We start from the raw sequence: 13,914 nt of genomic DNA, 5'->3' as shown, positions 1-13,914 counted from the left end.
CATGGCCTCCCGACCGCGCGCGCACCCGTCCCCGCTTCCGTTCCTCTTCCTCCTGGCCGCAGTGGGCCTGGGAGTCTCCGGCTGCCGGGGGCTGAGGGCGGACCTGGGACCGGAGCGCACGCTGGAGGCGGGAGTGCCGGAGGCCTTCGGCTCCACCTCCCTGAAGGCGCCCTCCATCACCTGGGACTTCGGGGACGGCACGCCGCCCCAGACGGTGCCGGGCGTCCGCCACGCGTGGGCCACCGCCGGCCGCTACACCGTGCGGGCGCTGGACGGGGACAAGGAGCTGGCCCGGGTGGTGCTCACCGTGGTGCCGCGCCCGGTGCTCCGCGCGGTGCCGGAGGACGCGCAGACCGTGCTGTGGGTGCCCCGCCTGCGCGGCAACGTAGAGGGGCTGGTGAACTTCTACGGGCGGCTGGTGGGCGAGGGCAACATGCGCCAGACGCTGGCGGACACGCCGCTCGTGCCGCTGCTGCTGCGCAGCCTGGGGCCCGGCCCCTCGGAGGTGGACCCCGAGGAGGGTTTCGGCTTCTTCCTCCTTCCGGACTTCGACGGCGTGGTGGCGCTCCTGGGCGTGACGGATTCGCGGGCGGCGCTCGCGGCCGTGGTGCGGGAGCTGCGGAGCGCCGGCCACCGGGTGCTGCCCCGCGAGGACGGCAGCGCGCGCGTGGAGCCAGTGGACGGTGGCAACGCCATGCTGCTCTTCGCGGACCGGGGCTACGTGTACCTCGCGGTGCCGGATTCACCGGACGCGCCGGAGCCCGGGGAGACGGTGAAGGCGCTGGCGGTGGCGGAGTCTCCGGACGTGGAGCTCGTGCGCCGCAAGGTGGAGGCGCTGTCCGGACCGGGCATCTCCGAGAACGCGCTCCTGGCGGAGCTGCGCGGCAAGGTGCGTGACGGCAGCGTGTTCCTCTTCTCCGCGCCGCCGGTGCCGGAGGCGGAGAAGGAGGACATGCCGGTGCGCGGCTTCTTCGGCGCGCTCGCGGTGCAGGCGGACCAGGCGGAGCTGGACGGCTTCCTGGCCTCGTCCCGGCCGCTGTTGGGCGGCGCGCGGGGGCCGGCGTCGCAGCTGCTGGGACGCGCGGCGGTGGGGCCGGTGGCGGCGGCGCAGCTGTCGGTGCCTCCGGAGGAGCTGGCGCGGCTGGTGTTCGGCTCGCCGGAGTCACCCCGGCGGCAGCGGACGCTGGAGCGCTGGCGCAAGCAGGGGCTGGACGCGGAGCCGCTCCTCAAGGCGCTGCGCGGCGACGTGACGATGCTCGTCTACTTCGACGCGGCGGCCTTCTTCCGGAGCTTCATCCAGGACCAGCGCCCCGCGCCCAAGGGGACGGTGGTGATGGAGGCGGGCCTCGCGTCCGTGCCGCCGGTGCTCCAGCTCATCCAGAAGCAGCTGCAGGACAACGGGCTTGTCTTCCAGAAGGAGGCGCAGGGCGGCACCACGCGCTTCCGCACGCGGCTCATGGAGCAGCCGGTGTCGCTCACGCTCACCCCGGAGCGCGCCACGCTGGAGGCGGGCGAGGTGCTCAACGGCCGCGAGCTGGGGGACGTGGGCAAGACGCTGCGCACGCGCTTTGGCGCGGAGGCGTTCGGGCCGGGCCACCTGTCGCTGATGGTGGACATGGGGCAGCTGCGAGCGGACCTCTCCGGGGTGCGCTCGGTGCCGGGCGTCGCGACGGCGAAGCTCCTGATGAGCCAGCTCTTCGTGACGGCGCTCCTGGAGAAGTTCACCCCCTTCGAGTACGGGTTCCTCGACTTCTCCCCGGTGGACGGCGGCGGGCGGCTCCAGGGCCGCGTCGTGCTGCGCGAGCGCTAGGGACACGCAAGCAGGAGGCAGGCCATGTCCGTCACGGTGCTGTACTTCGCCGCGGCCCGCGAGCGCGCGGGCCTGTCCCGCGAGTCGTTGGACGTGCCACCCGGGGCGCGCGTCTCGGACGTGCTCGCGCTGCTCGCCTCGAAGCACCCGCCGCTGGCGGCGCTCCTGCCGCACCTGCGCGTGGCGGTGCAGCAGCAGTTCGTCGGGCTGGACTCACCGGTGGCGCCGGACGCGGAGCTGGCGTTGATTCCGCCCGTGGCCGGTGGGGCGCCGAGCCTCTTCTCCGTGGTGGCCCGGCCGCTCCAGCTCGCGGAGGTCGTGGACGCGGTGGCCTCGCAAGGGGCGGGCGGGCTGGTGACGTTCTCCGGCGCCGTGCGCGACCAGACGAAGGGCCGGCGCGTGCTCCGGCTGGAGTACGAGGCCTACGCGCCCATGGCGGAGGCGAAGCTCACGGAGATTGGCGACGAGGTGGCGCGCACGTGGCCGGGGACGCGGCTGGCCATCATGCACCGCGTGGGCACCCTGGTGCCGGGCGAGCTGGCCGTCGTCATCGCCGCGGCCTCCGCGCACCGCAAGGAGGCCTTCCTGGGCTGTGAGTACGCCATCGAGCGGCTCAAGCAGGACGTGCCCATCTGGAAGAAGGAGTACTTCGAGGACGGCGAGGTCTGGGTGGGCCTGGGGCCCTGAGCCCGCGACCTAGCGCACGCCGAAGCTCGCCGGGACGGTGACGCGCACGCCGCCGTCCTGCTGTTGCGTGGCGCGCTCGGCTTCCGTCATGGGCTTCATCGGCTTGTCCAACCCCATGGCCTTGCGCCGCGCCTCTTCCTTGTCGTGGGCCACCTGCAGCGCTCGCGCGTTGTTCGCGGCCATGCGCGCCGGATCCGGCCCCATGACGAGGAAGGCGACGGGCGCGCTCAGGAAGAGGATGGCCACCGTGATGAGCCAGGCCACGTCCCGCACGCGGAAGCGCCCCGCGCGCTCCTTCACCACCGACGGCTGCAGCAGCAGGTTCAGCTCGCCCTCCACGAGGCGCAGTGTCATGCCCTCGCGCAGCTCCACCGCCGTGCGGCCCGGGGCGCCCGTCAGCTCGTCGGGGCCCACCGGTTGGAAGTCGTGGCCCTTGAGGCTCTTCTCCACGCGGGCGGATGGCGGCACGTGGATGCGCCAGCCCTTCGGGGTGCGTTCGGCCAGGAGGAAGGGCTCCTCCGGCAGCGTGAAGCCGTAGAGGGGCAGGGGGGCCTTTTCGTCGGGCGCGGCGTGGACCTGGCCCAGCTCGGGGCCATAGCTCCAGGCCTCCGCCAGGGAGGTGCCCCAGTACAGCTCGCAGAAGAGTCCGCCGTCCGCCACGGAGGCGGAGGGCGCGGAAGGCGTGGGCATGTCGGGCCGGAGCATAAGGCCTTGGCCGCCGCCCGGCCCGGCTTCGTGATGCTGGACGTCCCCTGGACGACGGGCGGCCTGCTGCTCAGGCGCCCGTCAGGTCCTTGAGCAGCGCCTCCAGCGTCTCGAAGTGCAGCGGCTTCACCAGGTGCGCGTCGAAGCCCGCGGCCTTGGAGCGCTGGCGGTCGGACTCCTGGCCGTACCCCGTCACCGCCACCAGTTTGAGGGGACGGGGCTCCTCCTGCTGGCGCAGCAGCCGGGCCAGCTCGTAGCCGTCCATCACCGGCAGGCCGATGTCCAGGAGCGCGATTTCAGGGCGGAACTCCTTCGCTGCCTCCAGGCCGCTGGGGCCGTCGTAGGACACGCGCGTCGTGCAGCCGAGGAACTCCAGGGACTCGGAGAGCACGTCCGCCGCGTCCCGGTTGTCGTCCACGATGAGCACGCGCGCGCTCACGGAGGTGGGCTCCTGGGGGACGAGCGCGCCGGGCTGCGGCGTGGGCAGCGCGGCGGGGGCTTCCGCCTCCAGCGCGGGCAGGCGCACGGTGAAGGTGCTGCCGCGGCCCCGGCCCGCGCTGTGCGCGCTGATGGCACCTTCGTGCAGCGTCACCAGGCTGCGTGCGATGGCGAGCCCCAGCCCCAATCCGCCCTGCGAGCGGTCCAGGGCCTGATGCTCCTGCACGAAGAGGTCGAACACGCGCGGCAGCATCTCCGGCGCGATGCCCACGCCGGTGTCGCGCACGCTGAGGACGAGCTCGCGGCCCTCGCGCGTGCCCGTCACGGCCAGGAAGCCGCCCGGCTCCGTGTACTTGGCGGCGTTGGTGAGCAGGTTGGCGAACACCTGCGCCAGGCGCGTGGGGTCGCCGTTCAGGTCCATGCCGCGGTCAGGCAGGTCCACCTCCAGCGTGTGCTGGCGCTGGTCGATGAGCGGGCTGATCTGCTCGATGGCCTTGGCCACCACGTCGGTGAGCGTGACGCGCTCGCGCTTGAGGGTGACCTTGCCCCGGGTGACGCGGCTGACGTCCAGCAGGTCGTCCACCATGCGCACCAGGTGCGTCACCTGCCGCTCGATGAGCGTGCGCTCGCGCTCCGCCGCCGTCTCACCCCTCAGGCGCATCAGCTGGAGCGCGGTGAGGATGGGGGCCAGGGGATTGCGCAGCTCGTGGCCGAGCATCGCGAGGAACTCATCCTTGGCGCGGTTGGCGGCCTCTGCTTCGCGGCGCGCGGTGGCCAGCTCCGTCACGTCGAAGACGACCACGATGATGGAGTCCACCTGGCCCTTCGCGTCGTTCATGGGCTGGTAGACGAAGTCGAAGAACACCTCGCGCGCGGACTGGTCCGGGCCGTCGTTGAAGACGACGCGCAGGGAGCGGCCGATGTACGCCTCGCCCGTGGTGAAGACGCCGTCCAGCAGCTCGTAGATGCCCTGGCGCGCCAGGTCCGGCAGGGCGTCGCGGATGGCCTTGCCCGTCACGTCCCGGTTGGCGACGAGCTTGAGGTAGTTCTGGTTGGCGAACTCGAAGACGTGCTCCGGGCCGCGCAGGATGGCGATGCCCACGGGCGCGTGCTGGAAGATGCGCGCCAGCCGCTCGCCGTGCGCGGCCTCCAGCTTGCGCAGCCGGGAGCGCGTGAGCTGCGCGGTGACGCGCGCGAGCAGGTCGCGGGTGGAGAAGGGCTTCACCAGGTAGTCATCCGCGCCAGCGTTGAGGCCCTCTTCCTGGGCTTCCTCGCCCGCGCGGGCGGACAGCAGGATGACGGGCACCGTGCGGGTGCGCTCGTCCGCGCGCAGGGCCTGGAGCAGCCCGAAGCCGTCCAGCCGGGGCATCATCACGTCGGACAGGATGAGGTCCGGAGGCCGGGCGAGCGCGGCCTGGAGCGCGGCCTCGCCGTCCGCCACCGCCTCCACAGTCCAGTGCGAGCCGAGCAGCCGGCCCACGTACTCGCGCATGTCCGCGTTGTCGTCCGCGAGCAGCACGCGCCCGCGCTCCTCCGTCCCCAGCGGCGCCGGGTCGATGGTTGGAGGCGTCACGTCGTCATTGGCCGGCGAGGACGGCAGGTGCGTCAGCCAGCCCAGCGCATCGCGCACGTAGGGGTCCGCGCCCGCGGGCAGTGAGCGCTGGCTCTTGGCGGACGTCACGTGCTCCGGCGGCAGGTGGGCGAAGCCCGTGGGGATGCACACGGTGAAGGTCGTGCCGCGCTCCAGCTCGCTCTGGACGGTGAGGGTGCCGCCGTGCAGCCGCACCAGCTCGTGCACCAGCGCCAGTCCGATGCCGGAGCCTTCGTGGGAGCGCGCGCGGGCGCCGTGCACGCGGTGGAAGCGCTCGAAGAGGCGGGGCAGTTCGTGCGCGGGGATGCCGGTGCCGGTGTCGGTGACGCGCAGCTCGATGTGCCCGTCCTTCAGCGCCTGCGCCACGGTGATGGTGCCGGTGAAGGTGAACTTCAGCGCGTTGGAGACGAGGTTGAGGACGATCTTCTCCCACATCTCGTGGTCCACCCAGGCCGGCTCCGGCAGGGGCGGGCAGTCCACGTCGAGCACCATGCCCGCGCGCTCGATGGCGGAGCGGAAGGCGCTGGCGAGCCCGGCGGTGAGGGCGGCCAGGTCGGTGGGCTCGTAGGCGGCGCGCACGCGCCCGGCCTCGATGCGCGCGAAGTCCAGCAGCGTGTTGACCAGCTTGCGCAGGCGCACGGCGTTGCGGTGCACCGTCTCCAGCGAGTCGCCCTGGAGCGTTCGCTCGGGGCTGGCGAGCGCGTCCTCGGTGGGGCCCAGCAGCAGCGTGAGCGGCGTGCGCAGTTCGTGGCTGATGTTGCTGAAGAAGGCCGTCTTCGCGCGGTCCAGCGCGGCGAGTTCCTCCGCGCGCTGACGCTCTGCCTGGTAGGCGCGCGCGTTGGCGACCGAGGCCGCGACCTGCTCGGCGGTGGCCTGGAAGAAGGCCTGATAGCTCGCGTCGAGCAGCCGCCGGGGACTGACGCCGCCCACGAGGAAGCCGGATGGCCGGGACTGGCCGGGCTGCGTCAGTGCGCGCACCACGGCGAGCGATGGCGGCGTGTTCCAGCGGCCGCCGGGCAGGGCGTGGAGGCGCTGCCCCAGGTCCTTCACGATGACGGAGTCACCGGTGCGGGCGGCCTCGGCGAAGGGCCAGTCGGTGCAGGAGTCGGAGGAGAGGGACTGCTGCGTGGGCAGCGCGGCCAGGACGGCGTCGGGTAGCCGGCTGCTGCCCGCGAGGCGCGCGGTGTCGCCGTTCGCGTCCAGCAGGTAGAGCAGGGAGAACGGCAGGTCCAGGTCGTTGCCCGCGAGCACGTCCAGGCTGGTGATGCAGGCCTGCTCCGGGGACTTCGCGTCGGCGGAGCGGGCCGCCAGGTCGCGCAGCATGCGCAGCTGCCGGTCGAACTGCACCTCCTGCGTCGTCTCCCGCACGGTGACGAGCACGCCGCCCACGCCGCCCTGCTCGTCGGGGATGGGGCTGTACGAGAACGTGTGAAACGTCTCCTCGACGAATCCCCGGCTGTTGAGGAACAGCGCCAGGTTCTCGCTCCAGGTCGCGGGGCCGCCGTTGAGCACGCCCCGGGCCATGGGGCCGACGACGTCCCAGATCTCCGACCAGATTGTCTCGCCCGGCGCGCCCAGGGAGCCGGGGTGCTTGCGGCCCAGCACCGGACGGTACGCGTCGTTGTAGACCTGGATCATCTCCGGTCCCCACCACATGAGCATGGGGAACCGGTTGTGGAGGACGACGCCCACCATCGTCTTCAGGCTGACGGGCCAGTCGCGCGACGGACCCAGCGGCGTGCGCGACCAGTCCAGCGAGCGCACCAGTTCACCCATCTCACCGCCGCCCGCGAAGTGGCGCTCCTCGGAAGGGGGGACGGCTGGGAACGGGGGCTGGAGCATGCGGATCTCTGAAGGGCGGCGCGAGGTGGAAGAAGCCTTGGGCTTCTATGGGCGCACACGCGGTCGTGCAATCACCGAGGTGGATCGCAACCGTGCAGCACCTGCCATCCAACAGTGGCTCCGCTTCCTGGAAGGAGGGCAGTGGAGCAGGCGGACGGACGCCTCAGGGAGGCAACGGCGTCACGACGCGCGCCGGTTGCGCGGACATCCCCGCATCCGGCTGCGCGATGACGGACACGGAAGTCCCTGCATCCGGAGGAGTAACAGCGGACACGGATGTCCCTGCATCCGGCTGCGCGGTGACGGACACGACCGTGCCCGCGTCCTGCACCTTGGGGACGACAACGGCCGCGGACGTCCCGGCATCCAGAACCGCGGGAGCCACGGCCACCGGTTTCGGCGCCACCGGCGCGGGGCTCGTCACCGCGAGGACGCCCGCATCCAGGACGACGGGCGCAGGCGTGGCGACGGGCGCGACAGCGGGAGCCTTCACGCCAGGGGGCGCTTCCTCTGACGACGGCAGCGCGCGGCGGATCTCCGCGCCAGCCGTGGCCACGATGCCAATGGACAGGAAGAGGAACCCGGCCGTCTGCGCCACCGTCTCCACGCGTGGCGGGATGCGCCGGCCGCTCACCGCTTCGATGGCGAGCAGCAACACCCGGCCGCCATCCAGTCCCGGCACCGGCACCAGCGTCAGCATCGCCAGCGCCACGGACGCCGCCACCAGCGCGCGTACCAGCGCATCCGCCCCGGACGCGGTGGACGACGCGACGTCGGACGACTCCTGGCGCATCATCGCGCCCGGCCCGGCCTTGCCCGCGACCTCCGGCCCGCGCACCATCGCCATCAGCGTGGACAGCGCCTCGGTCGCCACGCGCCCGGTGTGCACCAGCGACTGGGTGAAGGCCTCTCCAGGCGCGTGCGTGCGGAACACGTACTGCTGGCTCACGCCGATGCGCCCCGCGCCGCGCTCGTCCGCCCGGGGCCGCACCGTCACCGTGCGTGGCTCGCCGTGCCGGTCCACCGAAAGCTCCAGCTGCCCGCCCACTCCGTCCGCCACCCGCGCGACGAAGTCGGACCAGCTCGCCAGCGGCTTGCCGGCCACGGCCACCAGCTTGTCTCCGGGCAACAGCTGCGCCCGCGCCGCCTCCGAACCCGGCAGCACCGTGCCCACCGTCAGCGGCACCACCACGTGCGTCCCGGACGAATACAGCGCGAACAGGAGCCCCAGCGCGACCGCGTAGTTCGCCAGCGGCCCCGCCAGGATGATGGCCATCCGCTTGAGCGGCCCCAGCGTGCCGAACCCGGACGTGTCCTCCTCCGCGGAGCGGTGCGGGTTCATCCCCTGCAGGTTCGCGGACGCGCCCAGCGGCACCGCGCCCAGCACGAACTGCGTCCCGCCCAGCCGGAACGACAGCAGCGGCGGCCCGAAGCCCACGGTGAAGCGCGGCACCCGCACGCCCAACAGGCGCGCGGCCACCAGGTGCCCCAGCTCATGGACGATGAGCAGCGCTCCGAGCGCGAGGAGGACGAACAGGTAGTGCATCCGTGGAGGCCTGGTTCCCGCCTACAGCTTGCGGCGCTTCCCGGTGCGCTTGTACGTCAGGTAGTCGGACAGGATGGTGCCGTGGTCGAAGCACAGGTCCTTGGGCAGCGCGTCCACGGTGAACGTCTTCGCCTCCGCCGCGTCGTCCGCGCCCACCGGCTCGCCCGTCGCCTTCGCGATGAACACCGTCGAAATCGTGTGCAGGCGCGGGTCGCGCTTCGGATCCGAATAGCTGAAGAACTGCTCCTCCAGCGTCACGTCCAGGCCCGTCTCTTCCTTGGCCTCGCGGATGGCCGCCTTGTCCAGGGGCTCACCCTCGTCCACGAAGCCGCCCGGCAGCGCCCAGCCCACCGGCGGGTTCGCGCGGCGGATGAGCACGATGCGCTCTCCGGACAATTCGATGATGCAGTCCACGGTGGGTTTGGGGTTGCGGTATTCAGGCATGGCGTCGCACTCTACCCAAAGCCCCCTGGCGAGCGCCCGTTCCGGATGCCTCCCGTGGGCGATGGTGCGTGCCGTGTCTACCCTGCGACGCCTCAGCCTCACCGCCCTCCTGGCCTCCACCCTGGCGGGCTGCCTGCCCTACAGCCAGAACGAGGGCGTGTACGAGCTCATCCCCACGGAGACGCTGCGCGACGACTGCGACCTCCTGGAGAAGTTCCAAGGCAACCTCCAGTTGAATCTTCAAATCGCCGGACGCGTGGTGCGCGCGGACTTCGGCGTGCAGAACATGCAGCTGCTCGGCTACGTCCTGGAGGACGGCGAGGCGTTCACCGCCGACGGCAGCGTGGCCAACGTCAGCACCACCGTCGACGGGACGAATGAGTGCCTGCTCGACCAGGTCCGCGTGCACCTGGACGCGACCACCGTGTGCGCCACCAAGTTCAGCGGGCAGATGCGGCTGGCCTACGACGCCAACAACAACACCGACTGCACCTGCGAGCTGTGGATCCGCTTCGACGGCGTTCAGGGGAACACCCCCTGCGAAGGGAACCCTTGAGATAGCGAGGAGGGCTTCCTACAACATGGGGGCTGTTCCCACGCTCCAGCTGGAGGAACGCCCATGGCAGACCCGCAGGAAATCGTCTCGGTCCTGACCGAGTCCCGCGTCTTCCCCCCGCCCGAGGACTTCTCCCGGCGGGCCCACATCCGCGACATGCAGGACTATCAGCGGCTGTGGGACGAAGCCGCGAAGGATCCGGACAAGTACTGGGGCGACCGCGCCCGCGAGGAGCTCTACTGGAAGGAACCCTTCCAGACGGTGCTGGACTGGAAGCCGCCCCACGCGCGCTGGTTCGTCGAGGGGAAGACCAACCTCGCCTACAACTGTCTGGACCGGCACCTGCCGAAGCTGAAGGACAAGCCCGCCATCCTCTTCGAGGGTGAGCCGGGCGACCGCCGCACCGTCACCTACGGTGAGCTGTCCCAGCAGGTGAACCGGCTGGCCAACGGGCTCAAGTCGCTGGGCGTGAAGAAGGGCGACCGCGTGGGCATCTACCTGCCCATGGTGCCGGAGGCCGCCGTCGCGATGCTGGCGTGCGCGCGGCTGGGCGCGGTGCACTCGGTGGTGTTCGGCGGCTTCTCCGCGGAAGCGCTCCAGGACCGCATGAAGGACGCGGGCGCCAAGGTGCTGCTCACCGCGGACGGCGGCTGGCGCAAGGGCGCGGTGGTGCCGCTGATGAAGAACGTGGAGGCCGCGCTCCCGAACGCCCCCAGCATCGAGAAGGTCATCGTCCTCACCCGCACCGGTGACGGCAAGCTGCCCGAAGGTCCGAAGTTCCTGGCCTGGGACGCGCTGGTGAAGGGCCAGTCCGACGTCTGCGAGCCGGAGTGGGTGGAGAGTGAACACCCGCTGTTCATCCTCTACACGTCCGGCTCCACCGGGAAGCCCAAGGGCGTGCTGCACACCACGGCCGGCTACGCGATGAACGCGTCGCTCACCACGCGCTGGGTGTTCGACCTGCGCGATGACGACGTCTACTGGTGCACCGCGGACGTGGGCTGGGTGACGGGCCACACGTACGTCGTCTACGGCCCGCTGATGAACGGCGTCACCACCATCATCTACGAGGGTGCGCCCACGCAGCCGGGCCCGGACCGCTTCTGGGACATCATCGAGCGCTACAAGGCCACCATCCTCTACACCGCGCCCACCGCCATCCGCGCCTTCATGCGCCTGGGCGACGAGCCGGTGAAGAAGCACGACCTGACCTCGCTGCGCCTCTTGGGCAGCGTGGGCGAGCCCATCAACCCCGAGGCGTGGATGTGGTACCGCGACGTCATCGGCGGGGGACGCTGCCCGGTCGTGGACACGTGGTGGCAGACGGAGACGGGCAGCATCATGGTCTCACCGCTGCCCGGCGCCACGCCCACGAAGCCCGGCTCCGCCACGTTCCCGCTGCCCGGCATCCACGCGGAGATTCTCGACCGCGACGGCAAGCGCGTGCCCAAGGGGCAGGGTGGGCTGCTCTTCGTGACGAAGCCCTGGCCGTCCATGCTGCGCACCGTGTACGGGGACCCGGAGCGGTACGTGAACACGTACTTCAGCGAGCTGCCCGGCATGTACTTCACCGGCGACGGCGCGCGCACGGACGCGGACGGCTACGTGTGGCTGATGGGGCGCGTGGACGACGTGGTGAACGTGGCGGGCCACCGCCTGGGCACCGCGGAGGTGGAGAGCGCGCTCGTGGCGCACCCGAAGGTGTCCGAGGCCGCCGTGGTGGGCCGCCCGGATGACCTGAAGGGCACGGCGCTCGTCGCCTTCGTGACGCTCAAGCAGGGCAACGCGCCTTCGGAAGCGCTCAAGAAGGAGCTGGCCGTGCACGTGAGCAAGGAGATTGGCGCCATCGCGCGGCCGGATGTCATCCGCTTCGCGGAAGGGCTGCCCAAGACGCGCTCCGGGAAGATCATGCGCCGGCTGCTGCGCGACGTGGCCGCGGGCAAGCAGTCCTCGCAGGACACCACCACGCTGGAGGACCTCAACGTGCTGGCGGCGCTGCGCCAGAACGACGAGTAGCCGCCAGGTACCGCGATCCGGCCGTCCCCTAGGCGTCCTTCGCGCCCTTCTGGGGGCGGCCGTGCTTGTCCTTCACCTGCTCGCGGTCCGCCTTGCTCCACCAGATGCGGGAGCTCCACAGGGCGGGGCCGAGCACGACCGTGAGGACGAAGAACACCACCAGGCCCACCACGATCTCCGTCACGGCTTCCTCCAAAGGGGAGCCCTGGGGTTCGGAACGCCCCGGGCAGGAAAAGGCAACCCTAGCGTCCCCACACGACGGGTGCCATCCAACGTCGGGGCCGGGAAGTAGCGCGGGGCTCGACGGCCATCGGCTTCTCGCATGGCGTCATGCGGCAGGGTTGCCGGGGCCCGGGCGCTCGGGTGCCGGGCAACCTGTCTGGGCGGGCAGCGGGCGGCGGTCCTGCTAGATTGCGCCGCCATGAACCGATTCCCTTCGACCCTCTTCACCGCGCTGCCGCTGACGGCGGTGCTCGTCGCCCCCGTTGTCGCGGACGCCTGCACCAGCATGCTGGTGACGAAGGGCGCCACGACGGACGGCTCCACGTTCATCACCTACGCGGCGGACGCGCACGAGCTGTACGGCGAGCTGTACTACACGCCCGCCCGCCGCCACGCGGCCGGCTCCATGCGCGACGTCATGGAGTGGGACACCGGCAAGTTCCTGGGCCGCATCAAACAGCCGGCAGCCACCTATTCGGTGGTGGGCAACATGAACGAGCACCAGCTGTCCATCAGCGAGTCCACCTTCACGGGCCGCAAGGAGCTGGAGGGGCCCTCGGGCATCATCGACTACGGCTCGCTCATCTACATCGCGCTGGAGCGCTCGAAGACGGCGCGTGAAGCCATCCAGGTGATGACGGACCTGGTCGCCGAGTACGGCTACGCGTCCACCGGTGAGACGTTCTCCATCGCCGACCCCAAGGAGGCGTGGCTCCTGGAGATGATTGGCAAGGGCGAGGGGCAGAAGGGCGCGGTGTGGGTGGCCCGCAAGCTGCCGGACGGCTACATCTCCGCGCACGCCAACCAGTCGCGCATCCGCCAGTTCCCGCTCAACGACAGCGCCACCACGCTGTACTCGCCGGACGTCATCTCCTTCGCGCGCGCGAAGGGCTGGTACACGGGCGCGGACAAGGACTTCAGCTTCGCGGACACGTACCACCCGCTGGACTTCGGCGGGCAGCGCTTCAGCGAGGGGCGCGTGTGGAGCATCTTCCGCCGCGCGGCCCCGTCCCTGAAGCTGGGCGTGGAGTACGCGGACGGCGCGGACATCACGAAGCGGCTGCCCCTGTGGGTGAAGCCGGACAAAAAGGTGTCCGTGCAGGACGCCATGGCGCTCATGCGCGACCACTTCGAGGGCACGCCGCTGGACATGTCCAAGGACGTGGGCGCGGGTCCCTACGCGGTGCCCTACCGCTGGCGCCCCATGACGTGGGACGTGGACGGCAAGAGCTACGTGCACGAGCGCGCCATCTCCACGCAGCAGACGGGCTTCTCCTTCGTCGCGCAGATGCGCTCCACGCTGCCGGACGCCATTGGCGGAGTGCTCTGGTTCGGCGTGGATGACACCTTCACCACCGTCTACACGCCCATGTACGCGGGCATCCGGCAGGTGCCGAAGAACTTCTCCCAGGGGGTAGCCAGCCGCGGCGAGTTCTCCTGGGACTCGTCCTTCTGGGTCTTCAACTGGGTGTCGAACCAGGCCTACGGGCGCTGGAGCGACATGATTGTCGACGTGCAGAAGGCGCAGGGGGACCTGGAGGGCCAGTTCCTGGCGGACCAGGCCAACATCGAGAGCATCGCGCAGGTGCTCTACAAGCGGACGCCGGAGCAGGCCCGCCAGTACCTCACCGAGTACTCCCTGCAGCAGGGCGACAAGGTGCACGCGCGCTGGCGCAAGCTGGGTGAGCAGCTGCTGGTGAAGTACATCGACGGCAACGTGCGCGACAACACGGGCAAGGTGGGCCACCCGCGCTACCCGGACGCGTGGTACCGCCGCATCGCGGCGGACAACGGCAAGATCCTGGAGTCGCACGAGAAGCCGGAGCCGAAGCCCGCCGCCCCCGCCGTGGCTCCCGCCGCGCCGGCCCAGCCCGCTACTCCCGCGCAGCCCGCGGCCCCGAAGCCCACGGTCGCTCCGGCGCCCTGAAGCACCGGAAAATCCCGGGCGCGCGGTGTCCGTCCTGGCCCCGCGCGCCGGGCTCGCACGTTCTCGCGTGTGTCGGTGGATGGCTTGTGGCAGTGAGGGCGCGGGCGGCAGGCGCGCCCGTGCCCGGAGG

General features: G+C 71.3%; 10 protein-coding genes. 5 read left to right on the top strand and 5 right to left on the bottom strand.

Features of this window, described 5'->3' with window-relative positions:
- Nucleotide 1: 1 nt before the first annotated feature.
- Together D7Y04_RS16445 and D7Y04_RS16440 are read left to right on the top strand one after the other, a co-directional pair.
- Nucleotides 2-1,810: a PKD domain-containing protein gene (locus tag D7Y04_RS16445; protein ID WP_120597704.1), complete on the top strand. Its 1,809-nt coding sequence runs from the start codon at nt 2-4 to the stop codon at nt 1,808-1,810.
- Nucleotides 1,811-1,834: 24 nt separating this feature from the next.
- Nucleotides 1,835-2,497, top strand: coding sequence for a molybdenum cofactor biosynthesis protein MoaE (locus tag D7Y04_RS16440; RefSeq protein WP_120597703.1), 663 nt, complete (start codon nt 1,835-1,837; stop codon nt 2,495-2,497).
- Nucleotides 2,498-2,506: 9 nt separating this feature from the next.
- Here D7Y04_RS16440 and D7Y04_RS16435 read toward each other — a convergent pair whose 3' ends face one another.
- The 4 genes from D7Y04_RS16435 to D7Y04_RS16420 all read right to left on the bottom strand — a co-directional run bounded on the left by D7Y04_RS16435 (nt 2,507) and on the right by D7Y04_RS16420 (nt 9,063).
- The gene (locus D7Y04_RS16435) at nt 2,507-3,187 is read right to left on the bottom strand and encodes a hypothetical protein (RefSeq protein ID WP_121754856.1); all 681 of its coding nucleotides are present in this window, start codon (nt 3,185-3,187) and stop codon (nt 2,507-2,509) included.
- Nucleotides 3,188-3,272: 85 nt separating this feature from the next.
- Complete coding sequence (locus D7Y04_RS16430; RefSeq protein ID WP_121759941.1) at nt 3,273-7,073, bottom strand: ATP-binding protein; 3,801 nt, start codon at nt 7,071-7,073, stop codon at nt 3,273-3,275.
- 163 nt (nt 7,074-7,236) lie between these two features.
- Nucleotides 7,237-8,619: a M50 family metallopeptidase gene (locus D7Y04_RS16425; RefSeq protein WP_121759940.1), complete on the bottom strand. Its 1,383-nt coding sequence runs from the start codon at nt 8,617-8,619 to the stop codon at nt 7,237-7,239.
- A gap of 21 nt (nt 8,620-8,640) precedes the next feature.
- Nucleotides 8,641-9,063: an NUDIX hydrolase gene (locus D7Y04_RS16420; RefSeq protein ID WP_120529920.1), complete on the bottom strand. Its 423-nt coding sequence runs from the start codon at nt 9,061-9,063 to the stop codon at nt 8,641-8,643.
- A 73-nt stretch (nt 9,064-9,136) separates the two neighbouring features.
- Between D7Y04_RS16420 and D7Y04_RS16415 the strand changes: the two genes are divergently transcribed.
- Both D7Y04_RS16415 and acs read left to right on the top strand, forming a co-directional pair.
- Complete coding sequence (locus D7Y04_RS16415; protein WP_233601463.1) at nt 9,137-9,619, top strand: hypothetical protein; 483 nt, start codon at nt 9,137-9,139, stop codon at nt 9,617-9,619.
- Between the two features lie 63 nt (nt 9,620-9,682).
- Nucleotides 9,683-11,635, top strand: a complete 1,953-nt coding sequence (acs, locus tag D7Y04_RS16410; RefSeq protein ID WP_120597699.1) for an acetate--CoA ligase — start codon at nt 9,683-9,685, stop codon at nt 11,633-11,635.
- A 28-nt stretch (nt 11,636-11,663) separates the two neighbouring features.
- Here acs and D7Y04_RS44470 read toward each other — a convergent pair whose 3' ends face one another.
- Nucleotides 11,664-11,819 carry a hypothetical protein gene (locus tag D7Y04_RS44470; RefSeq protein ID WP_158627528.1) on the bottom strand — a complete coding sequence of 52 codons (156 nt, stop codon included), beginning with the start codon at nt 11,817-11,819 and terminating at the stop codon, nt 11,664-11,666.
- Nucleotides 11,820-12,056: 237 nt separating this feature from the next.
- Between D7Y04_RS44470 and D7Y04_RS16405 the strand changes: the two genes are divergently transcribed.
- Nucleotides 12,057-13,784, top strand: coding sequence for a dipeptidase (locus D7Y04_RS16405; RefSeq protein ID WP_121759939.1), 1,728 nt, complete (start codon nt 12,057-12,059; stop codon nt 13,782-13,784).
- Nucleotides 13,785-13,914 lie beyond the last annotated feature (130 nt).

Origin of the sequence: Corallococcus sp. AB038B, assembly GCF_003668955.1 — a bacterium.
Taxonomy (GTDB): Bacteria; Myxococcota; Myxococcia; order Myxococcales; family Myxococcaceae; genus Corallococcus; species Corallococcus exiguus.
This window is presented reverse-complemented; position numbering and strand designations above follow the sequence as displayed.